26 protein-coding genes are annotated in these 26,888 nt (G+C 28.0%); 9 read left to right on the forward strand and 17 right to left on the reverse strand.

What is annotated here, in order from left to right; genetic code table 11:
* Entirely contained in the window at positions 1 to 1,434 is a 1,434-nt protein-coding gene (locus ATR_RS08840; RefSeq protein ID WP_115429060.1) for a COG3400 family protein, read from the reverse strand.
* An 81-nt stretch (positions 1,435 to 1,515) separates the two neighbouring features.
* Here ATR_RS08840 and tgt point away from each other — a divergent pair, with 81 nt between their 5' ends.
* From tgt to ATR_RS08855, 3 genes are all read left to right on the forward strand, one after another.
* Positions 1,516 to 2,637: a tRNA guanosine(34) transglycosylase Tgt gene (tgt, locus tag ATR_RS08845; RefSeq protein ID WP_115429061.1), complete on the forward strand. Its 1,122-nt coding sequence runs from the start codon at positions 1,516 to 1,518 to the stop codon at positions 2,635 to 2,637.
* A gap of 163 nt (positions 2,638 to 2,800) precedes the next feature.
* A complete protein-coding gene (gene gatC / locus ATR_RS08850; RefSeq protein ID WP_115429497.1) occupies positions 2,801 to 3,091 on the forward strand; it encodes an Asp-tRNA(Asn)/Glu-tRNA(Gln) amidotransferase subunit GatC in 291 nt (96 codons plus the stop codon).
* A gap of 4 nt (positions 3,092 to 3,095) precedes the next feature.
* Positions 3,096 to 3,437: an arsenate reductase family protein gene (locus tag ATR_RS08855; protein WP_115429499.1), complete on the forward strand. Its 342-nt coding sequence runs from the start codon at positions 3,096 to 3,098 to the stop codon at positions 3,435 to 3,437.
* A gap of 44 nt (positions 3,438 to 3,481) precedes the next feature.
* Here ATR_RS08855 and cysS read toward each other — a convergent pair whose 3' ends face one another.
* Together cysS and nusA are read right to left on the reverse strand one after the other, a co-directional pair.
* On the reverse strand, positions 3,482 to 4,876 hold the full coding sequence (gene cysS / locus ATR_RS08860; protein ID WP_371273098.1) for a cysteine--tRNA ligase: 1,395 nt from the start codon (positions 4,874 to 4,876) through the stop codon (positions 3,482 to 3,484).
* A gap of 10 nt (positions 4,877 to 4,886) precedes the next feature.
* Positions 4,887 to 6,056: a transcription termination factor NusA gene (nusA, locus tag ATR_RS08865; protein ID WP_115429063.1), complete on the reverse strand. Its 1,170-nt coding sequence runs from the start codon at positions 6,054 to 6,056 to the stop codon at positions 4,887 to 4,889.
* A 152-nt stretch (positions 6,057 to 6,208) separates the two neighbouring features.
* On the opposite strand from nusA, the gene ATR_RS08870 reads away from it, so the two are divergent.
* From ATR_RS08870 to ATR_RS08885, 4 genes are read left to right on the forward strand one after another with little or no spacing between them, the layout of a single operon-like run.
* The gene (locus tag ATR_RS08870; RefSeq protein ID WP_115429064.1) at positions 6,209 to 6,451 is read left to right on the forward strand and encodes an HP0268 family nuclease; all 243 of its coding nucleotides are present in this window, start codon (positions 6,209 to 6,211) and stop codon (positions 6,449 to 6,451) included.
* A 20-nt stretch (positions 6,452 to 6,471) separates the two neighbouring features.
* Positions 6,472 to 7,776, forward strand: a complete 1,305-nt coding sequence (miaB, locus tag ATR_RS08875) for a tRNA (N6-isopentenyl adenosine(37)-C2)-methylthiotransferase MiaB (RefSeq protein WP_115429065.1) — start codon at positions 6,472 to 6,474, stop codon at positions 7,774 to 7,776.
* Positions 7,776 to 8,387, forward strand: coding sequence for a lysophospholipid acyltransferase family protein (locus tag ATR_RS08880; protein ID WP_115429066.1), 612 nt, complete (start codon positions 7,776 to 7,778; stop codon positions 8,385 to 8,387). The genes miaB and ATR_RS08880 overlap by 1 nt, the downstream gene beginning before the upstream one ends.
* 13 nt (positions 8,388 to 8,400) lie before the next feature.
* Positions 8,401 to 9,975, forward strand: a complete 1,575-nt coding sequence (locus ATR_RS08885; RefSeq protein ID WP_115429067.1) for a hypothetical protein — start codon at positions 8,401 to 8,403, stop codon at positions 9,973 to 9,975.
* 25 nt (positions 9,976 to 10,000) lie between these two features.
* On the opposite strand, the gene mltA is transcribed toward ATR_RS08885, so the two are convergent.
* From mltA to ATR_RS08955, 14 genes are all read right to left on the reverse strand, one after another.
* The gene (gene mltA, locus ATR_RS08890; protein WP_115429068.1) at positions 10,001 to 11,122 is read right to left on the reverse strand and encodes a murein transglycosylase A; all 1,122 of its coding nucleotides are present in this window, start codon (positions 11,120 to 11,122) and stop codon (positions 10,001 to 10,003) included.
* The gene (locus tag ATR_RS08895; protein ID WP_115429069.1) at positions 11,119 to 11,421 is read right to left on the reverse strand and encodes a hypothetical protein; all 303 of its coding nucleotides are present in this window, start codon (positions 11,419 to 11,421) and stop codon (positions 11,119 to 11,121) included. Before ATR_RS08895 ends, mltA begins: the two co-directional genes overlap by 4 nt.
* A gap of 11 nt (positions 11,422 to 11,432) precedes the next feature.
* Positions 11,433 to 13,316, reverse strand: coding sequence for a molecular chaperone DnaK (dnaK, locus tag ATR_RS08900; protein WP_115429070.1), 1,884 nt, complete (start codon positions 13,314 to 13,316; stop codon positions 11,433 to 11,435).
* A gap of 84 nt (positions 13,317 to 13,400) precedes the next feature.
* Positions 13,401 to 13,964: a nucleotide exchange factor GrpE gene (grpE, locus tag ATR_RS08905; RefSeq protein WP_115429071.1), complete on the reverse strand. Its 564-nt coding sequence runs from the start codon at positions 13,962 to 13,964 to the stop codon at positions 13,401 to 13,403.
* Positions 13,965 to 13,973: 9 nt separating this feature from the next.
* A complete protein-coding gene (locus ATR_RS08910; RefSeq protein ID WP_115429072.1) occupies positions 13,974 to 14,765 on the reverse strand; it encodes a heat-shock protein in 792 nt (263 codons plus the stop codon).
* 115 nt (positions 14,766 to 14,880) lie between these two features.
* The gene (locus tag ATR_RS08915) at positions 14,881 to 15,522 is read right to left on the reverse strand and encodes a transglutaminase-like cysteine peptidase (protein WP_115429073.1); all 642 of its coding nucleotides are present in this window, start codon (positions 15,520 to 15,522) and stop codon (positions 14,881 to 14,883) included.
* Positions 15,519 to 16,250, reverse strand: a complete 732-nt coding sequence (truA, locus tag ATR_RS08920; RefSeq protein ID WP_228254226.1) for a tRNA pseudouridine(38-40) synthase TruA — start codon at positions 16,248 to 16,250, stop codon at positions 15,519 to 15,521. The genes ATR_RS08915 and truA overlap by 4 nt, the downstream gene beginning before the upstream one ends.
* 2 nt (positions 16,251 to 16,252) lie before the next feature.
* On the reverse strand, positions 16,253 to 17,269 hold the full coding sequence (locus ATR_RS08925) for an LptF/LptG family permease (RefSeq protein ID WP_115429074.1): 1,017 nt from the start codon (positions 17,267 to 17,269) through the stop codon (positions 16,253 to 16,255).
* Positions 17,266 to 17,772 carry a prepilin peptidase gene (locus ATR_RS08930; protein WP_164966898.1) on the reverse strand — a complete coding sequence of 169 codons (507 nt, stop codon included), beginning with the start codon at positions 17,770 to 17,772 and terminating at the stop codon, positions 17,266 to 17,268. The genes ATR_RS08925 and ATR_RS08930 overlap by 4 nt, the downstream gene beginning before the upstream one ends.
* Entirely contained in the window at positions 17,762 to 18,448 is a 687-nt protein-coding gene (locus ATR_RS08935) for a di-trans,poly-cis-decaprenylcistransferase (protein WP_115429076.1), read from the reverse strand. Before ATR_RS08935 ends, ATR_RS08930 begins: the two co-directional genes overlap by 11 nt.
* Positions 18,441 to 19,655 carry a bifunctional phosphopantothenoylcysteine decarboxylase/phosphopantothenate--cysteine ligase CoaBC gene (gene coaBC / locus ATR_RS08940; protein ID WP_115429077.1) on the reverse strand — a complete coding sequence of 405 codons (1,215 nt, stop codon included), beginning with the start codon at positions 19,653 to 19,655 and terminating at the stop codon, positions 18,441 to 18,443. Before coaBC ends, ATR_RS08935 begins: the two co-directional genes overlap by 8 nt.
* On the reverse strand, positions 19,655 to 20,962 hold the full coding sequence (glmU, locus tag ATR_RS08945) for a bifunctional UDP-N-acetylglucosamine diphosphorylase/glucosamine-1-phosphate N-acetyltransferase GlmU (protein WP_115429079.1): 1,308 nt from the start codon (positions 20,960 to 20,962) through the stop codon (positions 19,655 to 19,657). Before glmU ends, coaBC begins: the two co-directional genes overlap by 1 nt.
* An 11-nt stretch (positions 20,963 to 20,973) precedes the next feature.
* Entirely contained in the window at positions 20,974 to 22,911 is a 1,938-nt protein-coding gene (locus ATR_RS08950) for an ankyrin repeat domain-containing protein (protein WP_115429080.1), read from the reverse strand.
* 61 nt (positions 22,912 to 22,972) lie between these two features.
* Positions 22,973 to 24,523 (reverse strand): helicase-related protein, encoded by a 1,551-nt coding sequence (locus tag ATR_RS08955; protein WP_115429082.1) that lies wholly within the window; start codon positions 24,521 to 24,523, stop codon positions 22,973 to 22,975.
* Positions 24,524 to 24,611: 88 nt separating this feature from the next.
* On the opposite strand from ATR_RS08955, the gene trmA reads away from it, so the two are divergent.
* Positions 24,612 to 25,754 (forward strand): tRNA (uridine(54)-C5)-methyltransferase TrmA, encoded by a 1,143-nt coding sequence (trmA, locus tag ATR_RS08960; protein WP_115429084.1) that lies wholly within the window; start codon positions 24,612 to 24,614, stop codon positions 25,752 to 25,754.
* Between the two features lie 181 nt (positions 25,755 to 25,935).
* On the forward strand, positions 25,936 to 26,835 hold the full coding sequence (locus ATR_RS08965) for a flagellin (protein ID WP_115429086.1): 900 nt from the start codon (positions 25,936 to 25,938) through the stop codon (positions 26,833 to 26,835).
* The last annotated feature ends 53 nt before the right edge of the window (positions 26,836 to 26,888 follow it).

Raw genomic sequence — 26,888 nt, forward strand, 5'->3', positions numbered from 1 at the left:
TTATACCTGTTCTTCAGAAATTGGAATTAAAATTTGATTAAATTTATTCATATCAAAAGCAACTAAATCACTATTTGTATAGAAAAATTTCACAAATGACCTTTTTTTAAACATTTTTTGTTTTAAAGGTAATATTTGTAACATCTCTTTTTGTTTTTTTAACTCTCGTATTGGATTCTCAACACCTTTTATAATCTCAATTTTTTCATTAAATATTTTTGCTAAATTTTCATAGTGGTCTAGTAAACTTAGCTGATTATCTTTTTGTCCTATTGGATCATAATCAAATATTTTAGTTTTTAGTTTTAACTGAGTTGCAACATCAAAAATTATTGGTGAAATCTGTTCATAACTTCCACTATCATTTAAAACAACTCCCACATTTTTTGAAGATTTTAAACTCTCATCTCCTATTTTAAAAATTGGGATTTTTAACTCTAAAAGAAAGTTTAATTTATATAAATCTTTAAACATAGCCTTTGTCAAAACAAGTAAACCAATATTATACTTTCTACTATCTTCTTTAATTATCTCTTTAAATCCTAAATTTGCATAATCTATTTGCAGAATTATTGTAGGAAAATATCTCAATTCAGTTTTAATAAGCTCCATAATTGCAACAGTTGAAGGTCTTGTAACTTTTACAATAAGTAAAGAATTTTTTAGTTTCTCATTTAGATATTTTGCCTCATCAAGAGCTTTTTTTACACTCTTTTCATCTTCTAAATAGAGATCTAAATATAGATATATTTTACTACCAAATGGCATAGGAAATTGACCTTGAGTCTTACCTATAACATTATAAATATTCATCAAAACTGTTGGTTTTCCAATAACCAAAATCAAATCATTTGGTTTTAAAACTGAAGATTGTTTTAGATTTATTAGTTTTTGATTTCTATATAGACCAAATATTTTCCAGTCCTTTTGCTCAATTGAGTCAATAGAACGATAAGCATAAGAGCTTCCAAATGGAATTTTTATCTCCATTATTTCACCCTGTTTTAAACCAATATTTTGAGCCAAAACTGGTACATTTGGTAATCTTTCAACCATTCCATTTGCTAAAACATCAATTCCTCTATAGATACTAACCATTGGGTCTTTTATATTTATTCCCCAATAATCCAAAATAGTAATTTGAAGATTTTTTTTGTATTCTCTAATATTTTTAATTACACTTAGCATCTCATCTTTTGAGCCAAGTGCCATTAAAACTTCACTATGGATATTTTTATCTAAAACCATTGATAATTTTGAGTTTGAAGTAGGGTCAAACTTATAAAATGTAAAATTTGATGGTTTTTGAATAGGTAAAATAATATCATTCATATATACAACATCATAGCTATTATCACCTGTATTTGACTCTACAATCCTTTGTAAAAGCTTCTTTGCAACTATTCCATCTAGTATAATTAATATCTTTTTCATGGGCGAAATTATATCTTAAAAAGTTTAATAGTAGATTTTAGATAGAATATAATCTTAATTAAAAAAAGGTTTATAATATTTATGGAATTTCAAATTAATGCAACTTCAAATGGTGCAAGAGCATGTACAATTAAGACAGCTCATAGTACTATAGTAACTCCCGTTTTTATGCCTGTTGGTACTCAAGGAACTGTAAAAGCTTTGGATGCTAATGATTTACTAGAAATGGGTGCTAAAATTATTTTAGGGAATACTTATCACTTATATTTAAGACCTACTAGTAAGCTAATCAAAAAGTTTGGTGGCCTTCACGGTTTTTCAAAATTCCCAAACTCATTTCTTACTGATTCAGGTGGATTTCAAGCATTTTCACTAAGTGATAACTCAAAGCCAGATGAAAATGGGATAATGTTTAAATCTCATATAGATGGAAGTAGACACTATTTTACACCAAAAAGTGTTTTAGATACTCAATATGAACTAAATAGCGATATTATGATGATTTTAGATGATTTGGTTGCCCTCCCAAATACAGATGAAAGAATAAAATTATCTATTGAAAGAACTACAAAATGGGCAAAAGAAGCAATTGATTATCATATGGAACAAAAAGCTCGTGGTATTGGAACAGAGCAAAATATATTTGCTATTATCCAAGGAGGAACTAGTAAAGAGTTTAGAAAACTAAGTGCAACACAACTTTGTGCTATGAGTGATTTTGATGGTTTTGCTATTGGTGGATTAAGTGTTGGTGAACCAAATATTGATATGTACGACACTGTAGAGTGGACAACACAATTTATGCCAAAAGAGAAACCAAGATATTTAATGGGAGTTGGAACACCTGAAGATTTAATAGAAAATATCGAACGAGGTGTTGATATGTTTGATTGTGTTATGCCAACAAGAAATGCAAGAAATGGTACACTTTTTACCTCTTTTGGAAGGTTAAATATAAAAAAAGCTGAGTTTAAAGAGGATATTAGACCAATAGATGAAAATTGCTCTTGCTACACTTGTAAAAATTTTACAAGAGCATATTTAAATCATCTTTTAAGAGCAGGTGAAATAACATACTTTAGACTAGCTTCAATACATAATATCTTTTACTATTTAGATTTGATGAAAAAGGCTAGAGAAGCTATTTTAAAAGATAATTGGGTGGAGTTTAAAAAAGATTTTTATGCTAAAAGAGGCAAATAAATCTTTTTTTTGATAAAATAGTCAAAAAATTTTAAGAGCAACTCGTTGTTCTCTTTAGGATTTTGCTACTTTTAGTTAAATTTTATTTAATACTAAAAAGTAGTATTTAAATATTTTGGTTACCGTTAAAAAGGTAACCTTTTAAAGGAAAAATATGTCAAATATTATTGTAGATGATAATTTAATAGCAAAACTGGAAAAACTTTCAAGTTTGAAAATAGAAGATGACAAAAAAGATAAAATAAAAAGTGATATTTCTCAAATGCTTGAGTTTGTAAACAACCTAAATGAAATAGATGTTTCAAATGTTGAAGCAACATCAAGCACAGTAAAAGGTGGAACTCCTTTTAGAGAAGATATTGCAATATCAAGTAAAGAGATTTCAGATAGTATTTTAAGAAATGCACCAAAAAGTGAAGATAACTACTTTATAGTTCCAAAGATTATTGAGTAAACCTATGATAAAAGTTTATGGAATAAAAACTTGCGGAAGTGTGAGAAATGCTCTTAAATTCTTCAAAGATCACAATATAGAAATTGATTTTATAGACTTCAAGACTACAAAAGTAGATTTAAAAACTGTTGAGAAATGGTCACAAAAAGTTGATATAAACATACTTTTTAACTCTAAAGGTACAAAATATAAAACTATGAATTTAAAAGAGTTAAATCTTGATGAACAAGGAAAAAAAGAGTATTTAGCAAATGAACCTATGCTTTTTAAAAGACCTGTTATTGAGTTTGGTGATAAATTAATTGTTGCTTGGAATGAAGAAGAGTATAAGAAGATTTTTTTATAAATCTTCTTATGTTAGAGAAAATATAAACTTTTCAATAAAAAACTCTATCTATACTCCCAAACAACTCCCAAAGCAGTATCCATAATTGATATATTTATAGAAGACAACTCATCTCTTATGCTATCTGCTTTTGCAAAATCTCTCTCTTTTTTTGCCTCTGCTCTTTGTAAAATTAGCTCTTCTATTTGTTTTTTAAGCTCTGGACTAACTCCAAATTGAAAGTATAAATAAGCATCACTTCCACCAAATCCTAATATTTTTTCAATAAACTCAATATTTGCAACAATCTCTTGTCTTAGAAGCTTATCTTTTGGATTTTTATCCAAACTATCATTTGAACTATTTATAAATTCATCAATAAAAGCAAGTGCTAATGATGTATTCAAATCATCATTTAATGCTTCCAAAATCATAGTTTCAAACTTCTCATTTACTTTTGAAGCAGCTACTCCATAAACCCTTTTTTTAACTCTATAGAGTTTATCAAGTCTTTTTTTACTAGCTAGCAAATCCTCTTCATTGAAGTTTATATTTGCTCTATATGAAGTACTAAGAAGATAAAATCTAACAACTTCTCCACTATAAGATTTTAAAACATCTTTTAAGAAAAATGAGTTTCCTAAAGATTTACTCATTTTTTCGCCATTTATATTTACAAAGCCATTGTGCATCCAATATTTTGCAAGATTTTGTCCACTTGCACATCTTGTCTGACTAGCTTCATTTTCATGATGTGGAAAAAGTAAATCAGCCCCGCCACAATGAATATCTATTTGAAAAGGCTCATCTTTATAAGCTAAATGTTTTTCAATCATAGCACTACACTCTATATGCCAACCTGGTCTTCCAGCTCCAAAATTTGAAGGGAAAGAGACCTCACTTGCTTTTTCAAATTTCCAAAGAGCAAAATCAGAGCTATTTCTTTTTTGATTGTTTGTTTCAACTCTTGCTATACTATTCTCATCACTTGCTTGGTGTGATAAAGAGCCATAAGAGTTATCTTTTGAAACATCAAAATATATACTATCTTCGGTTTTATATGCAATATCTTTTAAAAGTAATTTCTCTATCATCTCTTTCATAGATTCAAGATTTTCTGTAGCTTTTGGCTCAAAACTGTTTGGTAAAATATTTAGAATTTCCATATCATTTTTATATCTTTTTATATAAAAATTTGTAATCTCTTCTAAAGTTTTACCCTCTTCTTTCATTTTTTTAATAATTTTATCATCAATATCTGTAAAATTTTTTGCAAATATTACTTCATAGCCATTTGCTTTTAAAACTCTATGAAGTAAATCAAAAGCTATAGCACTTCGTGCATGTCCCAAATGAGAATTATCATAAACAGTTGGTCCACAAACATAAATTTTTACTAAATTATCTTTTAAAGAGACAAACTCAACTTTTGTTTTCTTTGATGTATCATAAAAATATATCTTTTTCATACTATTTAAATAGTGCCTCAAGGCTTGATGTATCTGCTATTTTATCTTCTTTTTTAGTTTCAAAATTTGAAGCTGTTGCACCTGTTTCAATCTCAACTATTTCTATATCATATTTAGTAAGCATAGAAGCCAATCTTATATTTAACCCTGCTTTTCCTATGGCTTTGCTTTTTTGCTCACTATTTATCATTACAATTGCCTTACCTTTTTCTCCATTTTTTGGATGCTCTTCTATTTTTACACTATTAACTAAAGCTGGACTTAAAGCTCTTGATATAAACATTTCTGGAACAGTAGAATACTCTATACAGTCGATATTTTCACCATTTAACTCTTTTGAAACTGCATTTATTCGTACACCTTTTACTCCAACAATTGCTCCAATAGCATCTATTTGTGGACTTGTAGATATAAGTGCTATTTTTGATCTAGTTCCTGGAATTCTAGCACTTGCTTGAATAATAATTTTCTCATCTTTAAGCTCTGGAACTTCCATCGTAAGTAGGTTTTCTAGGAATTTTGGACTAGTTCTCGATAACTCAATCATCAAACCTAAACCTTTATCTATATTTACAGATTTTACAACTGCTTGAAGAGTATCTCCTACTTTAAAGTGTTCACCTTTTATTCTATTTTTTCTTTGAAGAATCCCTTTTATCTCACCAATTTCAATAAAAGTACTATCATTCTTATCTACTCTTGTAACAACTCCTGATACTGTTTTTCCGACTTTTTCTCTATATTTTGACATAATATTTTCTTCAACAAATCTTTGAAGCTTGTACTCAAAATTACTAGAAAGAATAGTTGCGGCATTTCTTCCCATATTTTCAAACTCTAACTCATAACTCAAAGAGTCTCCTAGCTCTAAATCACTATTAATCGCTTTTGCTTCATCTATTGCTATAAAATTTTCTTTATTTATTTGAGTCCCATCTTCATTTTGTAAATCTTCAAATAATCTCTTATCATCATTTGCTACAACTTCTATTTTTTGGAAAAGTGTTAATTTTTTATTTGCTCTATCTACTTTTGCATCGAATATCAAAGTATAATCAACCATTTTCTGAGCAGTTTTAATCAAAGCCTCTTTTAGAGCATTTTCAACATCTGTAATTTTAAGACCTTTTTCATAAGCTATTGAGTCTAAAATATCTATTATTTTATCCATAATTGTATCCTATAGTTTTTTTAACATTGAAATGGTAAGTTTGATTTTCAATGCAAGTTTTAGGGCAATAGTATATCAAAAATACCTTTTATAGAAATTAAAGCAATTTTTCACTAAAATATACGATTATTTGAAAAAAAAGGTTTAATAAAATGGAACTATTAATTGCTAGAAATGAATTAAATGAAAAGCCAAAAAAAGTACAGTTGGAAAAAATCAAAGATGAGTTAAAAAAAGATACTCAAAAAATATTTTACTTTGATAGAGACAACTCTCACAAAGATATGATGGCTTTAGTTGAATCTTTAGAGAAAGAGGGATTTAATATCTACTTTAGAGAGATTAAATTTGGATTAGCTGATGATGAGTATATGTATGAGGTTCATGCACTGTAATATTTATAGTGCCATAAAATATGAGTAAAAAACTATTTATACAAACTTTAGGCTGTCAAATGAATGACACCGATAGTAAGCATATTCAAGCAGAGCTTGAAAAACATAAAGGTTATACAGCAACAAATACTCTTGAAGATGCTGATTTGATTATTATAAACACTTGTAGTGTTAGAGAAAAACCTGTTCAGAAACTATTTTCTGAAATTGGGCAATTTAACAAAAAGAAAAAAGATGGTGCTAAAATTGGAGTTTGTGGATGCACTGCTTCACATTTAGGAAAAGATATTATAAAAAGAGCACCTTATGTTGATTTTGTTTTGGGTGCTAGAAATATCTCAAAAATCAAAGATGTTGTTGATATAAAAGGCTCTGTAGAGATAAGTATTGAAAACGATGACTCTACATATGAGTTTGCAATAGCAAAAAATAACAGCTTTAGAACTAGTGTAAATATATCTGTTGGTTGTGACAAAGAGTGTACATATTGTATAGTTCCTAGTACAAGAGGAGATGAAATATCTATTCCACCTGAAATGATAGTTGCACAAATACAAAAAGCAGTTGATAATGGTGTTGTTGAAGTTGCACTTTTAGGACAAAATGTAAACTCTTATGGGAAAAGATTTAGCTCTAATAGAGAAAAATATAGTTTTACAAAACTACTTCAAGATATATCAAAAATAGATGGTTTAAAACGAATTAGATTTACATCTCCACATCCACTTCACATGGATGATGAGTTTATAGAAGAGTTTGCAAGAAATCCTAAAATTTCTAAATGTATTCATATGCCTTTACAAAGCGGCTCTACAAAGATTTTAAAGGCTATGAAAAGAGGATACACAAAAGAGTGGTTTTTAAATCGAGCTTTTAAAATGAGAGAGTTAATTCCAAATTTAAGAATTACAACAGATATTATTGTAGCTTTCCCAGGGGAAACAGATGAAGACTTTTTAGATACTTTAGATGTTGTAAATCAAGTGAAGTTTGACCAAATTTTTAACTTCAAATACTCTCCAAGACCAAATACAAAAGCTCTTGAACTAAAAGAACAGGAGATTGAAGATAGTGTTGGTAGTGCAAGACTTGAAGAGCTAATCGAACTTCACAAAAGATATTTAGAAAACTCTATGCCAAATATGCTTGGAGAAACTGTAAATATTTTGGTTGAGAGTTTAAAACCAAATGGAGAGGTAAGTGGATACACAGATAACTACTTTTTAGTGTTTACAAAAGGGAGTGATGAGCTACTTGGGAAATTTGTAGATGTAAAAATTACAGAAGTTACAAGAACTTCTTTAAAAGGTGAAATAGTAGCATAATGTGGAAAGAATTTAAGAAAAAATATGCTCCTTATTTACTATATTTAATAGCAAAATTTATATATGTAACAAATAAAAAAATTTATCACCATCCAAAAGATGACAAAGAACCATTTGTTTTATGTATGTGGCATGGTGATTTACTTTCACAAATCTTTAACTATCATCACTTTAGAAAAGGTTGGGTTATAAAAGCTTTGATTAGTGAAAATAGAGATGGAGAGATGATTGCAAAAATCGCTTCGCTTTTTAATTGTGGAGCAATTCGTGGTTCTAGCTCAAATGGTGCATCAAAAGTTTTAATAAGAGCAATAAAAGAGCTAAAAATTGGTAACGATGTAGCAATTACTCCTGATGGTCCAAGAGGTCCACGATATAGTATTGCAGATGGGGTTGTAATAATTTCACAAAAGAGTGGAAAAAAAATTAGATGTTTCAATGCCTTACCTAGCAAATATTGGCAATTTAAATCATGGGATAAATTTGTTTTACCAAAACCTTTTGGTAAAATTAATTTCTACATAAGTGAGCCTTTTAGTGTAGAAGATATGGAACTTGAAACTGCAAAATCTTTTATAAAAGAGAAGATGATGCAACACTCTTTAATATAAATTAGGAAAAAAAATGTTTAAAAAAGAGACTATGTTTATTAATGTTGTAAAACAGAATAATAATCTAAAAGTTGAATATAAAAAATATATAAATAACAAAGAACAAAGTGAAGACAACTCAACATTTTTACTAGATGGTGATATTCTTCCTGATAATATTGTTCAAAAATTAAATAATCTACAAAATGAGAATGATTTAAGCTATATATCGACTCTACTTTTAAGTGACACCACAAAGTTAATCCCAAAATCAATATCACCAAAGGTAAAAGATTGTGAAATTATAAATTTCAACGAAATTTACGATATTGTTGTATTAAAAACAACACTATTTGAAACACAAAACTATTTTGGAAAAACTGGTGTAGATTATATATATTCAGCTTTTCACATAATGAATGCTCATATTCAAAAGCAAAATTCAAAAAACGAGTTACTCTTTTTTATCTATAATGATAGAGCTTATATTTTAATAGTAGATAAAAATAGTAAGATAGTTTATAATGAAGTTGTAGATCTATTAACTTTCGATGCCGTTAAAAGAACTCACTTTTATGAAGATAATTTAGAGGGTCAAAAACTTTTTGATGAGCTTTACTATCTTGAATTAAATGAACTTTTACAAAAAATCTTAAAAAACTTTCATGAGAGCCAAAAAGAGGTTTTTATCCAAAAAATCTCTTTCTTATTTGCTTTAAGAAATCTTACAAAAGAGCAATTAACAAACCTAAGCCTTGAGCTTATGTTAAAAATAGATGACTACTCTGTAGATATTCACGATGAACTTTTTACTCTATCAAGAAATACAAATATTTCAAAAAGCTTTATCGTCCCTAGAAAAAAGAAGAAGAAAAGAGATTCAAGATATATTTTTGTATTTATTCTATTTGCTTTAATGCTTTATGGTGGATATAAAATTTATAATATGATAGATTTTAGATCTTTAGCTGTAAACTTAAATCTAATAGAAGCAAAAAAAAATATTCAACTTGAAAAACTCCCTGACCATATTTTAAATAACAGTAAAATTGAAGAGAGAGTTAAAGCTATTTTCAAAAATATCCCACAAAGTATTGTTATAAATGAATTAACTCTTACAAGTAACACTTTAGAGCTAAAGATTAAATCAAAAGATAGTGAAAATTTAAACCTATTAAAAACAGCTTTAAGTAGTATTTACCAAACTATTGAGACAAAAAAATTAGATGAAAAGCAAGAGAGTGATTTTGAGGCAATTGTTGTAGCAAAAGGTGAAATAGAACTAAAAGATATAATATATGGAATATTTACAAAAGATTATCTACAAGATGAACTTTTTGATAAAGATAGTATTTATGAACAACTAAAAATACTCTTGCCAGAACACTCAATCATAAAATATATTGAAACATACAATGCAAATAAAGTTGAAGTTTTTACTTATAGTGTAAATATAATTATACAAGAACCAAAAGAGTTATTTAATCTATTTACAAATATAAATAGTGAGCTATACTCAATTACTATTTCTAAACCTATTTTAATGAAAAATAGAGATTTAGGTATTGAAGTTGATTTTATAATAGAGTTTAATCAACTAAAAAACTAATCTAAAACTATTTAAAAAAATAGTTTTAGTATTTTGGTTTTAAAATATATAACTTCCCTTTCTCTTTCATTCTTCCAGCATAATTTAAAGCTTCAGCTCCAAATCCCCAAAAAAGGTCAGCTCTTATTTCACCTTTTATTGCTCCACCAACATCAGCTGCTATTGTAAGCTTATTTATAGGCTCTTTAGAGATAGGATTTTGTGTATTTAAAAATACAGGCATTCCTAAAGGAATATATGTTCTATCTACTGCTATATTTCTTTTTGGAGTTAAGACAGTATTTAGAGCTCCTGTTGCTCCTTGATTTGCAACTTTAAAAAAAACATAACTTTCATTTAAATTTAAAATTTTATCTATTGTTGATGGTTTTTTTAGCAACTCCTCTTTTATAGTTTGAACACTTATATCCTCTTTTGAGATTATCTCATTGTCAATAAAATATCTTCCAATACTTGTATATGCTCTTCCGTTTTGTCCTGCATATCCAATATTTAGAATCTCTCCACTATCAAGTTGTATTTTTCCACTTCCTTGAACTTGTAAAAAAAATAGATCTATTTTATCATCCACATAAGCAATTGCTTCAAGATTTTTGTTGTTTGGATTTTTTTCTATAGAGGCTCTTGTATCGTAAGGGATAATCTTTTTACCAACTCTTTTCCCAATAGATTTATACTCTTGTAAACTATTTATATTTGATAAGACTAAATCTTTAGGGATTTTGTAAACTGGATATTTATATCTTTGAGTTTTCTTCAAACTACCATATAATAGTGGCTCATAATACCCTGTTATCATTCCCTCATCATGAAAATCATTGTTATAAAGCTTATATGCATAAAAATTTGATACAAAAAACATAGCTCCATCATTTGTCTGTTGTGCTTTTTGGCAAACATTTTTTAACTCTTCATACCTTTGTGATTTTTGACAATCTTTTCTAAATACTTCTAAAGCATGATTTAGATCATCTTCAAAAAAACCTTTTATTTGAGAGAAAGGAACTTGTTGCATTCCATTTAAAATCTCTTTTTCATATTTTGATTCAAGAGCATTTGAAGAGTATTCTGGTTTTAAAGTTTCATCTTTTTTTGAACAAGAGTTCATTAAAAAAATAAGTAAGCCTAAAACTATTAAGTTTTTCATATACCACATCCCATTTGAGAATTTATTGAATATAACTCTTTTAAACCACAACTTGTACACAAAAACTCAACATCTTTTACACCAGAGCATCCATAATCTTTTAAAACTCTAGGTTTAATTATCTCTTGCGTAAAGTGTGTATTGCTAGTTTTATCAAAAAAAACTTTTTTTGTCTCTTTGCAACTAGGACATGTACCACTTAAAAGTGAAAAAAGGCGATTTTGTTTTGATTTAAAAAAGATATATATTAGAAGTAATATTACTATAAAAATAGTAAAAAGAAGAATAAGTGTCTGCATGAAGTAGAGTTTTACTCTACCTCAGCATCAATTACATCATCATCTTTTTTTGCTTTTGATTGTCCATCTTGAGCTTGACCTTGCTCATCCTCTTTTTTATACATAGCTTCTGCTAATTTATGAGATTTTTCAGTTAAAACTTTCAATTTCTCTTCAATTTGCTCTTTTGTAGCATTTTCATCTTTTAAAACTTCTTCAAGCTCAGCTGCTGCATCAATAATAGCTTTTTTCTCATCTTCACTTATTGCATTTTCATTCTCTTCTAAAGTTTTTCTTGTGCTATGAAGCATTGCATCTGCTTGATTTCTAACTTCAATAAGAGCTTTTTTCTTTGCATCTGTCTCTTTATTTGCTTCAGCTTCAGCAACCATTTTTGCAATCTCATCATCACTTAATCCAGAACTTCCAGAAATTGTAATTTTATTCTCTTTTCCTGTTCCTTTATCCTTTGCACTTACATTTAAAACTCCATTTGCATCTATATCAAATGTTACTTCAATTTGTGGAACACCTCTAGGAGCTGCTGGAATATCAGAAAGTTCAAACATACCTAAAGATTTATTGTCCCTTGCAAACTCTCTTTCTCCTTGAGAAACATGAATAGAAACTGCTGGTTGATTATCATCAGCTGTACTAAATACTTGAGATCTTTTTGCAGGAATTGTTGTACCTTTTTCAATTAATTTTGTCATAACTCCACCTAAAGTCTCAATTCCTAATGAAAGTGGTGTAACATCAAGTAAAAGTACATCTTTTACATCCCCTCTTAAAACTCCAGCTTGTACAGCAGCTCCAGCAGCAACAACTTCATCTGGGTTTACACCTTTATTTAAATCTTTTCCAAAGAAATCTCTTACAACTTGATTTGCTTTTGGTAATCTTGTACTTCCACCAACCATAATAATCTCATCAATTTCACCTTTATCAAGATTTGCCTCTTTTAAAGCTACTTTTATGTGAGCTAAAGTTTCATCTATTAACTTCTCAGTCATTGCTTCAAATTTTGCTCTTGTTAATGATTTTACTAAGTGAATTGGACCTGCATTTCCCATAGAGATAAATGGTAGATTAATCTCTGTTGATTCTGCACTACTTAACTCTTTTTTTGCATTCTCAGCAGCATCTTTTAATCTTTGAAGTGCCATTTTGTCATTTTTAACATCAAAACCATTTTCAGCTTTAAACTCTTCTGCTAACCAATCAATAATTTTATTATCAAAATCATCTCCACCTAAAAATGCATTTCCATCTGTACTTAGAACTTCAAATGTTCCATCTCCAATCTCAAGAACTGTAACGTCAAATGTTCCTCCACCTAAATCGTAAACTAAAACTTTCTCTTCACCTTTTTTATCAAGTCCATAAGCTAAAGATGCAGCTGTTGGTTCATTTATAATTCTTAGAACATTAAGTCCTGCAATTGTTCCAGCTTCTTGAGTAGCTTTTCTTTGTGCATCGTTAAAATATGCAGGAACTGTAATAACAGCATCTGTAACACTACTTCCTAAATACTCTTCTGCATCTGCTTTTAATTTTCCTAATATTTTTGCTGAAATCTCTTGAGGAGTATAAACTTTTCCAGCTATTTCAACTGCTGTTGCTCCATTTCTATCAACAATTTTATATCCTACTTTACTTTGAGCCTCTTTTGCATTTGGTTCATTCATCATTAAACCCATAATTCTCTTTATAGAATAGATAGTTTTTTCAGGATTTGTAATAGCTTGTCTTTTTGCAGGATCACCTACAAGTACTTCACCTTTATCTGTATAAGCAACAATTGAAGGAGTTGTATTTTTTCCCTCTTTATTTGGAATAATTTTTGCCTCTCCATTTTCATAAACTGCAACACAAGAGTTTGTTGTTCCTAAATCTATACCAATAACTTTACTCATTTTTTCTTCCTTTTATTAAGTTTTTTTAATTTTAAATTTTATTTATAGTTTATTGACATTTCGGTCAACTCTCTTATCTTATTTCTAATTAGCTATACTAACCATAGAAGGTCTTAGCAATCTATCTTTTAATAAGTACCCTTTTTGTAACTCTTGGACTATTTTCCCACTCTCATGCTCAGTACTATCTACTTGCATAACTGCATTATGTACATTTGGATCAAATTCACCAGTTGTATCAACTTTTACAATATCATATTTTTCAAAAGTTGTTAAAAAGCTTTTTAGAGTTAGTTCAATTCCCTCTTTTAGTTTTGGTAAAAGCTCTTCCGCACTAATATTTACATCAGCTGATTTCAAAGCCATCTCCAATGTATCAAGAGGAGTTAATAGATCTTTTGCAAACTTCTCACTTGCATAATCTATTGCCATAAATTTCTCTCTTTCTAGCCTTTTTTTGATATTCTCAAAATCAGCATGAACTCTTAAAATCTTCTCTTCACTCTCTTTTAGCTCATTTTCAAGCCTAGAAATAACATCTTCTAAACTTTCAGTTTGGCTCTCTTTACACTCTTGAGACTCTTCACAACAACTTTTAGTCTCTTCTACTTTTTCTTCCAAAACTTCATCTTGTTTTACTTCACTCATTTTTTCTCCTTAATAACTTATAATTTGTTCAAAAAAATATTCATAATCTTTTGATAATTCACCAACAACAAATATTTTTACATCTTCATTATTGATTTTGCAGAATTTACAAATTCCTATATAATTTTGTGGTAAAAAACCATCAAAATATAGCCCCTCTTTTAACTCATCTAAAATTGAGCCTTTTAAAAATCTATCTATTGTAAACTCATCAAAATCAAAATTTAATGCTAAAGATAAAAACTCTTTGTAGTTAAAAATATCAAAATTACTACTTTGTAAACTTTGATTTATTGCACTATAAAGCTCATATGCCCCAACATCTTTTGATACTTTTAAAATATCTTTTAAAGAGCTTTGTAAAAAGTCACTTAAAAATTTATATAATGCTGAGTTATATTTTATACTAACTGCAAAACTAGTAAACTCCAAAATTATATATCTATTTTCAACATTTATGATATTTTGTAAAACATCACTAATCTCTTTTTTTAAAAGAACCGTTAACCCTATTTTATTTGCTAAAAACTCCATAGCTTTTATATTTACACCCAATATTGGAAAATCTAATTTTCCTATCCAATATTGTTTCAAAGCTTCATTTGTAGGAGTTCTTCCACTACTTATATGCTCTTGAGCTAAGAAACCCTCTTCACCCAATTTTTTAAAATAACCTCTAATTGTTGCAGTTGAGTACTCTAATTCATACATAGATTTTAACTCTTTTGAACCTATTGGTTCTAAGTTTTCTATATATGCTTTAATAATAGATTGTAGCAAAAACTCTTTTTTATCTATCATAAAACCCTACTTTTTCAATTTTTAGCACTCTGTTACTCAAACTGCTAAAGAATTATATCTTATTGAGCCAACATTTGTCAAGTCTTATTATAATTTATTTAAAGAATTTTAGATTTTAATGTTTTTGTTTATAAACTCTATTTAACAATCTATCCCATTTATTATCGTTTTGCCAATCTATAACTACCTTATTTGTAAACTTATCAGAACTAAATTGGTACGCATCAATTTCATTAAAAGCTACATTAGGAAGTAGATCAACTCTTTTTGAAAGTGGTAAAACCTTAAAGCTAAGATTATCTAAAACCAAAGGAGATTTATTTTTATCTTCTATATAAAAAAGAACCATATGCATTCCAGAACTAGTTCTCTCTTTTACAACTGCCATATATAGATTTTCTTTTTTTACTCCTAACTCTAAAAGAGTAAAATATTTTGCTATTGCATAATCTTCACAATCACCTCTACCTTTTATTAAAAACTCTTTTGGGGTCATCCAATAATCATCAATTCCTATACTAAAATTATCAAGTTCAGGCAAAGTTCTATTTATAAAGAAGTTTACTCTATCTAGTTTCTCATTTAATGTTAGATTCTTAGTCTTTGCTCTAAACTCTTTATATTTTTCTACTCTTTTATAAATAGCACTTTTTTGTTTTGAACTCTCAATTGTATTTATATCATAGCTATTTAATTTAAGCTCATAAGCAAAACTATTTATGAATAATATAGATATTATAAGATATATCTTTTTCATTTATAAATAATCTTTGCCAAATATAAACCATTTGGACTTATAGGAGTTTTAAAAATACACTTTTCACAATTTAACTGTTGTTTTAAATCATTTATATTTAGCTTTTTATCATTTATTGCCAACAAAAACCCAACCATAAGCCTTATTTGGCTTCTCAAATAAGAGTTTGCACAAAATTTAAATACATAAATATCTCTATATTTATAAAATTTTGTAGAAAATATCTCTCTTTTCGTAATCTCTTTTTGGCTTCCTGTTTTCTGAAAGTATAAGAAATCATAAACTCCTATAAACTCTTTTATTGCACTTCTTAAGAGTGGCTCATCAATATTTTTTATATAAGTTATATATTTTGAATTAAATGGAGTTGTTGGTTTTGTAGTAACTATATATCTATAAATTCTCTTTTTTGCACTAAATCTTGAGTGAAAATCATCTTTTACTTTTACTATATCTTTTATCTTTATTGAATTTGGAAGTCTCTTATTTAAAATCTCTTTCAGTTTATAAAAATCTTCCCAATAATTTGGAACAAAACAGTTAAAAACTTGCCCTGTTGCATGAACATCTCTATCTGTTCTTCCACTTAAAACTATTTTTGTATCAATATTTATACTTTTAAAAGCTCTTAAAAGCTCATCTTCTACTGTTATTTTACTTGGTTGTTTTTGACTTCCTAAAAAAGAGCTTCCATCATAAGAGATAGTAAACTTTAAGTTTATACTCAAAATTAATACTCTTTTTTTGTAGTTTTACTATATATAATATAGCTAAACATAATCCAAATAGTTGGAATTATATATAAAGAGTGTAAAAGTAGCCTCTCTCCTATATATTTTATAAATACATAATATATTACAACTGTTAGTACAGAGTAAACCACTGCTCTGTTTTTTTCATAACGTGGATTAAAATAACCAAAAACTATCACTAAGAATAGAGATATTAGAGGAAATATAGAAGATAAGATATAAAATGAGAAATCATCAATATCTTTGTTATGTTTTAAAGCTCTTTTCCAAAAGTTATAAGATGTATCAAAAGCTTCAATATCTGTGTTTGTAATTGAATCATTTATATACATACTACTATAATCAATTTGACTAAGCTCATTATCATCTATTGCAAAAACCTTTCCATTTATAAGCTTAAAACTCAAATGATTTTTATCATTTTCAAGTAAAGCTTCATCACTTACAATAAAATTTTCTGAATTTTTTTCACTCTTAAATAGAGTAACCTCTTTATAAATATTTTCATTTTTTTTATTTATATAAATCAACCAATCTCCAAATTTTTGTCCAAATTCACTCTCTTTTATATTAAAATTTGCCTCTTTTTTCTTAATTTCAGAGAATGATTTTGTTAAATATTTTGTTTTTGGAATAAGTCCCAAAGATATTATTAGTAAAAATATAGTTAAAAAAGCTGTCACTGGAAATAATATTTTGATTATATTTAGTGGATTTAGACCATAAGATGTGATAACAACGAGCTCATACTCACTTGATAACTTTGATAAACAAATTGCTAATGACATAAAAAATGATATAGGTAAAGTATAAAATACAACTTGTGGAATTGAATAGATATAAAGTTTTAAGAGTTCAAAAGATGTCATAGTAATAACAGAAGTAAGACTTGCAATTTTAACCAAAAAAACAACAGAAGTTATAAAAAACAGTCCTAAAAATATAGGGAAAAAGCTAATTGCTAGTTGTGAATGTAAATAGTTACTTAATCTCAATAAAAATCCTTAATAATATTTGATAAATTAAAAAAATACTCCAATAAAAAACCAAAAACCAAAAATGGAATAAAAGGTATTTCAATTTCATTTTTTCTATTCTTTAAATAAATTGCATAAAATATGGTCAAAATTGCACTTAAGAATATTGCAATAAATGTATTATAAACTCCTAAAATTACACTAAAAGATGCGATTAAAGGAATATCTCCTTCCCCTAATGCCATTTGAGTCTTTAAACTTTCATCTTTTAGTAATCTTGACTTTATATTCTGTATATAAAATGTAACTAAGAAATTTAGTATTACAAAAGCTCCAGCAACTATAAAAGCACTTTGAAGTGCTTCATAAATATCTAGTTTTGTAATAAAAAAAGATGTCAAAAAAGAGAACAGTAAAAGATAATCTGGCACAGCTTTATATCTAAAATCATATATAGTTAGAACAACTAAATTTATTATAAAAAGTACAAAAACTATAGTCTGAAAAAGATTAAACTCCACCAAATCGTCTCTCTCTTTTTTTATAATCGCTTATTATATCTTCTAGCTCATTTATTGAAAAATCTGGCCAAAGTGTAGATGTAAAAAACATCTCAGCATAGGCATTTTGCCATAACAAATAGTTTGAAAGTCGTATCTCCCCACTTGTTCTTATAAGTAAATCTACATTTGGCATAAAATATGTATCAAGGCAAGATTCAAAGTTTTGCTCATTTACTTCAAGATTTTTTTCATTTAGCTTTTTTATAGCTCTTATTATCTCATCTTTTGAGCCATAATTTAATGCTAAAACTTGTGTGAGAGAGCTACATTGCTTTGTCTTCTCTTCAATATCTTTTATAGTAACTTGCAAAGATTTAGAAAAACGGCTTAAATCTCCAATAGCTTTAAATCTTATACTATTTTCTAGAAAAGTATCTAACTCATTTTTTAGATACTTTTCTAAAAGCTTCATCAAAAACTCAACTTCTAATTTAGGTCTTGTCCAGTTTTCAGTTGAAAAGGCATAAAGAGTAAGATATTTTACCCCTATTTTTGCACAATGTTTTGTAATGTTTCTCACAACTTTTGCACCCTCTTCATGACCAGCTGTTCTTTTAAATCCTCGCTCTTTTGCCCATCTTCCATTTCCATCCATGATTATTGCAATATGAGTGGGCAAATTTATACTACTCATTTGTAAACTCTTTTTGCAAAACTTCTAAAAGTTTTAGTGAGATATCTAGTTTTTCTCCACTAAAATCAAAACTTTTATTGTTTAAGATTAACTCTACAGTATTTGTATCACTTCCAAAAGTATTATTTTCATCTAAAATATTTAAACAGACTCCATTTAGATTTTTATTTTTTAGCATATTTTTGGCATTTGTTTTTGCATTTTCTCTATCCATTTCAGCTTTAAAGCCAATAGATATAATACTTTGTTTATTTAAAGAAGCTAAAATATCTATATTCTTCTCTAATTTTAAATCCCAAATGTCTCCCAAACTATCTTTTTTTATTTTTCCACTACTTTTTATCTTTGGAATATAATCACTTATTGCTGCAGCCATAAATAAAAATGGTTTTTTCACCATACTACTTTTTAAAGCCTTCTCTAAATCTTCTTTAAACTCTAAAGTCGTTTTTACTACTTTTAAATCTACCTCAAATGGAATATTTTCATATCCTCTTGAAGCCACCAAAGATATATCTGCTCCTAAATAGTATAGTGCTAAAGCCAAACTTTTTGCCATTTTACCACTTGAGAAATTTGATATATATCGAACATCATCTATTTTCTCTACTGTTCCACCACCACTAATTACAACTTTTCTATCTTTCCAAAAATCTTCTTTTAGAAGTTCTCTGCAAGTTTTATAAAAAATATCTATAGGTTCAAGCATTGCCCCATTTCCAACATCTTTACATACTAGCTCTTTTGTTTGTGTTTTTAGAACTTTAAAGCCGCAACTACTTAATCTTTCCAAACTATTTTTTGTAATATGGTTTTCAATCATATTTGTATTTGCAGCAGGAGCTACAATAATCTCTTTTTTAAAAGCTAAAACAGTTTGAAGTAGTAAATTATCTGTAATACCAACTGCCATTTTATTTATTGTATTTGCACTTGCAGGAGCAACTACCAAAATATCAGCCCACTTTCCTATATCTATATGATTATAATCACTAGTTTTATCCCAATTTTCACTATCTTCATCTAAAATCTTATTTTGAGAAATAGCTTCAAAAGTTATTGGATTTATAAACTTCTTAGCACTTTCACTCATAATAACTCGTACACTTGCTCCAGCTTTTATATAAAGCCGTATCAAATCCAAAGTTTTATATATAGCAATTGAGCCAGTAACTCCTATAAGTATATTTTTATCTTTTAAAATCACTATTTTTTCTCTTTTTTTGCTTTTTCAAAATGTTTATAAAAGTAACCATCTATAGTTTTTGTTTTAGCTCTTGAAACATATAGTTCACCTTTTTTTATATCACTTGTTACAGTTGTTCCCGCACCTATTATTACATCATCTTCCACTTTTATAGGAGCAACAAATTGTGTATCACTTCCTACAAAAACATTTTTGCCTATTATTGTTTGATACTTATTTACACCATCATAGTTACAAGTAATTGTTCCACAACCAATATTTGTACCCTCATCTATAAAACAATCTCCCAAATAACTTAAATGTCCAGCCTTTACACCATTTAAAATAGCTTTCTTTGTCTCTACAAAGTTTCCTATATGAGTTTTATTTAGCTCACTAGCTGGTCTTATTCTTGCCATTGGTCCAACATCACTATCAATAATTATTGAATCTTCAACTACACTATTTGTTTTTATATGAGAATTTATGATTTTTGAATTTCCAAGAAGAGAAACCCCATTTTCAATAATAGTTTCACCCTCTATTTCCACACCCTCTTCTATATAGATAGTTTCAGGTAATCTCATAATAACACCTGCTTTTAAAAACTCTTTTTTAATTCTATTTTGATGAATAACCTCTGCATCTGCTAACTCTACTTTTGAATTAACTCCTTTGAAATTCTCTTCATTTACAATTAAAGGTTTTAAAACCAAGTTCTGATTTATTGCCATTTCTACTAAATCAGTGATGTAATACTCTTTTTGAGCATTATTATTATTTAATCTTGGTAAATTTTCAAGTAAAAATTTTGTTTCAAACTGATAAATACCTGCATTTGCTGTTGTAATTTGTAGTTCCTCTTTTGAAGCATCTTTTTGCTCAACTATTTTCTTAACATCACCATTTTTAATGATTACTCTTCCATAACCATCAGCACTTTCCAATTCTAAAACTGACATTACAATTGTTGCATCTATATCAAACTTCTCTAATTCACTTGCTTGAATTAGTGGCATATCACCATTTAGAACTAAAACTTTTTCATACTTTGGAACTATATTCATAACAGCTCCGCCTGTTCCTGGATAGTTTTCATGGTCTTGAATTATGAAGTTTATATTTGTAAAATATTTCTCAATCTGCTCTTTTACTTTCTCATATTGGTGGTAAAGGACTACTGTGATATCATCACTTAGTTTTAAAGCCTCTTTTATTGAGTAATACAACATAGGCTTTCCAGAGATTTTATGCAAAACCTTTGGAAAGCTTGATTTCATTCTAGTTCCTTGCCCAGCAGCAAGAATTATTATAGATCTTTTATTCAAATTTTTTCCTTTTATTTTAAAGCTTCATTTATCTCTTTTTTAAAGTTTGTAACAACTTCCATAAGAGCATTTTTCATCTTACTATCACTAATATCTTCTGCAGCAATTAGTCTATCTAATATCTTCTCTTTACTTTTAAAAAACTCTGCCACCTTTTTATTTTTTGGATTTGGATTATTCATTAGAACACCTGAAGAGATAAGTGTAATCACAAGTCTAGTATGTCCTAAAATTGCAGCATAATTTAAAATATTAAATCCACTATTATCAGGCATATTTATATCAGCCCCAGCTAGAATTAACCATCTTGCTATCTCATAGTTTCCTTTCCATTGTGTGTGATGAAGTGCAGTTCGTCCATGATTATCTTTTATATTTAAGTTTGCTTTTTTTATCATTAATTTTTCAACTATTAGTAAATCATCTGCAATTACAGCCTTATGAATAACTGTTTTGCCATTTTTATCTTGAATATCCATATTTATTCTATATTTTAAAAAGTTTTGTAACCTTTTTACAAAATATGCTTTCAAAGTTCTATCTTCTAATCTTAGTCCTTCATCAACCAGATACATCAATGGAGTATTTCCATCTAAATCTTTCTGATTTAAATCAATTCCATACTCAACTAAAATATCAAGAATTTCAAAACTATCGTAAGGGATTAAATCAAAAACTATATTTTTACCATCTACTCTTGTATAACTTATATCTGCTTCATGAACTAAAAGTTTCTTTAGCAAAATATCAAAACCACCATCTTCTTTTATATACTCATCCAAACTAGAATTTCTAGGTTTCTCTCCATTTGAAATTAGAATTATCTCTATTAGGTTATCTATTATTGTTCTAAAATATTTATCTCTTTGATTAAGATTTGCACCTTTTGTCATAAGAAAATCTATAATTTTATTGTTTGAGTAGCCTTTTAAAACCTCTATATGAAAGAGGCTTCTATGATGTTCATCAAATATATTTAGACTAGCTCCACAATTAATTAAAAACTCTGCATTTGCAAAATTCTTCCTATCTAACTCTTTTTGAAGAGCAGTTTTTCCCTGTTTATCAAGCAAATCAACTTTAAATCCAAACTCTATAATCTGTACAGCCAAAGATAGATAATCATCTTTTGGATTTATAAGCATATATCTTTTATCTTCAATATCCTTATCATATTTTTGCAAAATCATTATGTAGAAAATCTCATCTAAAATTGTCTTTTCTCTACTATCACATATATTAAAATCTATCCCTCGCTTTGCAAGGTGTTTTAGAAGTATCTCATTTTTCATACCTTGTAAAATAGTATTATATAATACATTTTGTCCGTGATTATCTATGATATTTACATCTATTCCAATATTAATTAAAGCCAAAGCCAATCTTAAATCATCTTTTAAAACTGCTTCAAAAAGTGCTGTTTGCCCATTTTTATCAACAGCATTTATATCTTTTACATTATCAATAACTTTTTTTAGTGTCTCTAAATTTCCATTCTCTATAGCATCAAAAACTACATTTTTCCCATCATTATCTTTTATATCAAAATCTAAATTATAGTTTAAAAGTATCTGAAAAACTTTATCATTTCCTAAAAGTACACTATCTTGCAAAACAGTTCTTCCAGCAGAGTTTTTTCTATTTGCATCAAAACCATTATCTAGTAAAAATTTTATCATCATAAAATCATATTTTTCACAGGCCTCACTCAAGACTGTTTTGCCAAGCTTATCCTCTTTGTACATATCTATATTTAGGCTTATCAAAACTTTTATTGCATTAAAATTCTTTTTAGTTGCAAAGAAAAAAAGATAATTTCTTCCTTTTTCATCTACTTCATTTATATTTACACCATTTGCAATATATTTTTTAACTTTTGCAATATTAATGTTTGTAGACATCAACTCTTTTATAAAAGCATTTTCATCGGCTCTAAAAAAACCTAACACAATATTTTCCTTATTCTAATTATTTATACTCAATTAAGCTTATATTTTATCAAAAGATATATTAAAATCTTTTTCTTCTTCTTGAATTAAAATTATTTTTTTTCTCGCTTTCATCTTTATAAAAAGGTTTCGCTTCTACTTTTTCATCTATTAAAACACCTTTTAAAGACTTTTCAATAAATCTATTAAAAGATTCTCTTAAAATAAAAGCTTTATCATGGTCTGGGAAGAGTTCAGGCAACTTATATGAGAGCCAAAGATATAAAGATATTTTTTTTACCTCATCTTCAACAAGCAGTAAATCTTTTTGTGTAATTGCTTTTTTTGGTAAAGTAATAGATGGTTTGTAGTGATTTGGTCGTTTTTTAATTACACTTGCAATGTATGAGTTATAGGCTTGAACAATAATAGTTGATTTTGTAGTAATCGGAGCTTGTGATAAAAGATATTTCTCTTCCAAACTCAAACCATCTTTACTATCAACTATCCTAGAAGCTTCTAGCATACTTGATAAATTCGCAGCTTCAAAAGGACCAGCAAACTTCATATTTAAAGCAAAAAAGTTTAAAACTTTTGTTAGCGATTTTGTCTTTAGATGCATAGAAAGGTTTTCTAATTGAGAATTATTGATTTTTACTTTAAATGGAGGTTTTATAGTTTTTATAGAAGCTGTAAACTCCTCTTTTATATACTCTAAAACATCTCTTCGTGTAGCACCCAAATATCCAGCTTCAAAAATTCCAAATCTTCCAGCACGACCTGCAATTTGTACTATCTCATTTACACTTATTTTTCTTTTACTAACTCCATCAAACTTTGTGTCTGTTGTAAAAAGTATTGTTTTTATAGGTAGATTTAACCCCATACTTATAGCATCTGTTGCTATTAAAATTTGACTTTGTCCATTTCTAAATCTTCTTGCTTCATCTCTTCTTACTTCAGGAGATAAATTTCCATAAATCACAGATACAGAGTATTTTTTTTGAAGTTTTTGTTTTAGTTTTAAAACTTCTGCCCTTGAAAAAGCTATCAAAGCTGTTCCATTCTCAAGCTTTTCAAGTGCCGTCCATTTTTGCAAAACTTTTAACTCATTTTTTCTTTTATGCCTTATTATCTCTAAATCTTCGCCCAAGTATTGAACTATTTTTTTTACAGCATCAAGAGCATTTACACTTCCAGTCATAATAACTTTTTTAGCAGGAACACCAATAATAGCATTTACCCAAGCCCAACCTCTATCAACATCTTCTAGCATTTGTACTTCATCAATAACTGCAACATCAACTTCCATATCAAAATCTAACATCTCAATAGTTGAGCAAATATGTGCTGCCTCTTCACTTAACTGTTGCTCTTCACCTGTTATTAAAGATGCTTCTATTTTGCTCTCTTTTAAATCTTCATAACCTTCAAGTGCAAGTAGCCTTAATGGAGCAAGATAAAGTCCACTATTTGCCTCTTTTAATTTTTTCATAGCATTATAAGTTTTACCACTATTTGTAGGTCCAACATAAAATTCTAACTTTCTATTTAGGCTTCTTGCTAATGGATATAATGTTTTTAAATCACAATTTAATAAATCTTTTAGTTGCTCTTGCCAATTTTCTTTCATAAACTCTTCTTTTTAAATATTAAATGATTATATCTACTTTTACCAATATTTACATATAATACAAACTTTAAAAAAAGGATAACATTTTATGAACTGCAAATATTTTGGCTCTTGTGCTTCTTGTACACTTTATGATAAAAATTATGATGAGCAACTAAACTATAAGATAGAAAGAGAAAAAGATAGATTTAAAAATCTAGTAGAAACTGATTTTGATATCATAAAAAGCAACTCTCAAAATTTTAGAAATCGTGCTGAGTTTAGAATTTGGTGGGAGAAAGATGAAGAAAATAGCAAAGATACATTATCTTTTGCTATGAATGATTTTGATAAAAATATCTTAAAAATAGATAGTTGTTCTATGGTTAGTTTAAGTATTGCAAGCCTTATGCCAAAAATTTTAAATGAGCTTCAAAAATCTATGCTTCTATCTTTTAGGCTTTTTGCTATTGAATTTTTAAGTAGTAGCACAAATGATATGTTAGTAACTTTGATTTATCACAAAAAGCTAGAAGATGAGTGGATAAATCTAGCAAAAGAGATAGAAAAAAACCTAAATATCAAAATAATTGGAAGAAGCAGAAAACAAAAAATTATTTTAAGTAGTGATTTTATAAACGAAACACTCAATGTTGAAAACCAAGAGTTCAAATTTGCTTATGAAGAGAATGGTTTTACTCAACCAAATACCGCTGTAAATATAAAAATGATTGAGTGGGTTTTAAAAAACACTCCTAGCTCAAGCAAAGATTTATGTGAGCTTTATTGTGGAGGTGGAAATTTCACTATACCTTTAAGTAAAAAATTTAACAAAGTCTTAGCAACAGAGATATCAAAAACCTCTATAAAATCAGCTCTTAGAAATTGTACTTTAAATAATATATCAAATATTGAGTTTGTACGAATGAGTTCAGAAGAGCTAACAGAAGCTTTAGAAGAGAAAAGAGCTTTTAATAGATTAAAAAATATTGATTTAAAATCATACGATTTTGACACTATTTTTATGGATCCACCAAGAAGTGGACTAGATGATAATACAAGAGCTTTAGCAAAGAAATTTGAAAATATTATCTATATCTCTTGTAATCCAGAGACTCTGCATAGAGATTTAGAAGAATTAACAAAAACTCACAAAATAGTAAAATTTGCACTATTTGACCAGTTTGCATATACCAAACATATAGAAAGTGGTGTAATTTTAAAAAAGAGTTCAAATACAGCTATAATTTAAACTAAATTTAAGAAAAGTTATATAATAATTCGATTATAAAATTTAGGGTTGGATTCAATCCGAAGAGACAAAGTAAAATTTGAACTCTATGCTTGGATTTTTTTAAAGACAAGAAGGTTTTAGGCTTTGGATATTTTTTGAATATTCATAAACTATTTTACAAATTCATAAAGGATTTATTATGAGAATTAATACAAACGTATCTTCATTAAACGCACAAGAGTCTTCGATTAACACAAACAACAGTATCAAAAGCTCTTTAGAAAAACTTTCAAGTGGTTTAAGAATCAACAAAGCTTCTGATGATGCTTCTGGTCTTGCAATTGCTGATAAACTTAGAACACAAGTTACATCTATAAATCAAGGTATTTCAAATGGTAACTCAGCTGTTGCTTTACTTCAAATTGCTGATAAATCTATGGCTGAGCAATCAAAGATTTTAGATACTATTAAATCTAAATTAATCCAAGCAAATACAGATACTACATCTCAAGCTGGTAGAACTGCTATTGCAAAAGACGTAAACAAATTACTTGACCAATTAAATAATATTGCAAATCAAACTAACTATAATGGTACTGCATTATTACAAAAAAGTGTAGGTACTGCTGGTTCAGCTAAAGGTGCTCAAACTGGACTATCTTTCCAAATTGGTGAAAGTACAGCTGATATGATAAAAACAAAATCAATTAAAGCTAATGTTACTGGTTATAGTTTAACTTCTTTAAAAACTCAAGTTTCTGCTGGTGCTAAACTTTCTGCTGGTGCTACGAAAACAGCAACTGGTGCATTTACAAGATCTTTTGCTTCTGCTGGTCAAAAAGCTGTTGATAGAGCTATAACTGTATTAAATGGTTATAGAGGAGATATAGGTTCTACTCAAAACCAAGTTGAATCAGCAGTTAGAAACCTTATGACTCAATCTACAAATATTAAAGCAGCTGAGTCTGTAATTAGAGATGTTGATTATGCTGAAGAGAGTGCAAACTTTAATAAATTAAATATCATCTCTCAAGCTGGGTCATATGCGATTAGCCAATCAAATGCAACTCAACAAAATGTTCTTAGATTACTTCAATAGTTAAGTAGTTTTAGTTCTCTTTTATTAAAAAGTGGAGATTTTTCTCCACTTTT

The sequence above is a fragment of the Aliarcobacter trophiarum LMG 25534 genome, from assembly GCF_003355515.1.
GTDB lineage: Bacteria > Campylobacterota > Campylobacteria > Campylobacterales > Arcobacteraceae > Aliarcobacter > Aliarcobacter trophiarum.

Coding starts and splice junctions, on each gene's coding strand:
- ATR_RS08895 (WP_115429069.1), bottom strand. CDS start 11,421: ATGCAGACACTTATTCTTCTTTTTACTATTTTTATAGTAATATTACTT.
- miaB (WP_115429065.1), top strand. CDS start 6,472: ATGAGTAAAAAACTATTTATACAAACTTTAGGCTGTCAAATGAATGAC.
- ATR_RS08965 (WP_115429086.1), top strand. CDS start 25,936: ATGAGAATTAATACAAACGTATCTTCATTAAACGCACAAGAGTCTTCG.
- nusA (WP_115429063.1), bottom strand. CDS start 6,056: ATGGATAAAATAATAGATATTTTAGACTCAATAGCTTATGAAAAAGGT.
- trmA (WP_115429084.1), top strand. CDS start 24,612: ATGAACTGCAAATATTTTGGCTCTTGTGCTTCTTGTACACTTTATGAT.
- ATR_RS08880 (WP_115429066.1), top strand. CDS start 7,776: ATGTGGAAAGAATTTAAGAAAAAATATGCTCCTTATTTACTATATTTA.
- ATR_RS08935 (WP_115429076.1), bottom strand. CDS start 18,448: ATGAGTAGTATAAATTTGCCCACTCATATTGCAATAATCATGGATGGA.
- tgt (WP_115429061.1), top strand. CDS start 1,516: ATGGAATTTCAAATTAATGCAACTTCAAATGGTGCAAGAGCATGTACA.
- ATR_RS08910 (WP_115429072.1), bottom strand. CDS start 14,765: ATGATAGATAAAAAAGAGTTTTTGCTACAATCTATTATTAAAGCATAT.
- grpE (WP_115429071.1), bottom strand. CDS start 13,964: ATGAGTGAAGTAAAACAAGATGAAGTTTTGGAAGAAAAAGTAGAAGAG.
- ATR_RS08855 (WP_115429499.1), top strand. CDS start 3,096: ATGATAAAAGTTTATGGAATAAAAACTTGCGGAAGTGTGAGAAATGCT.
- ATR_RS08915 (WP_115429073.1), bottom strand. CDS start 15,522: ATGAAAAAGATATATCTTATAATATCTATATTATTCATAAATAGTTTT.
- mltA (WP_115429068.1), bottom strand. CDS start 11,122: ATGAAAAACTTAATAGTTTTAGGCTTACTTATTTTTTTAATGAACTCT.
- ATR_RS08955 (WP_115429082.1), bottom strand. CDS start 24,523: ATGAAAGAAAATTGGCAAGAGCAACTAAAAGATTTATTAAATTGTGAT.
- ATR_RS08870 (WP_115429064.1), top strand. CDS start 6,209: ATGGAACTATTAATTGCTAGAAATGAATTAAATGAAAAGCCAAAAAAA.
- dnaK (WP_115429070.1), bottom strand. CDS start 13,316: ATGAGTAAAGTTATTGGTATAGATTTAGGAACAACAAACTCTTGTGTT.
- ATR_RS08840 (WP_115429060.1), bottom strand. CDS start 1,434: ATGAAAAAGATATTAATTATACTAGATGGAATAGTTGCAAAGAAGCTT.
- ATR_RS08885 (WP_115429067.1), top strand. CDS start 8,401: ATGTTTAAAAAAGAGACTATGTTTATTAATGTTGTAAAACAGAATAAT.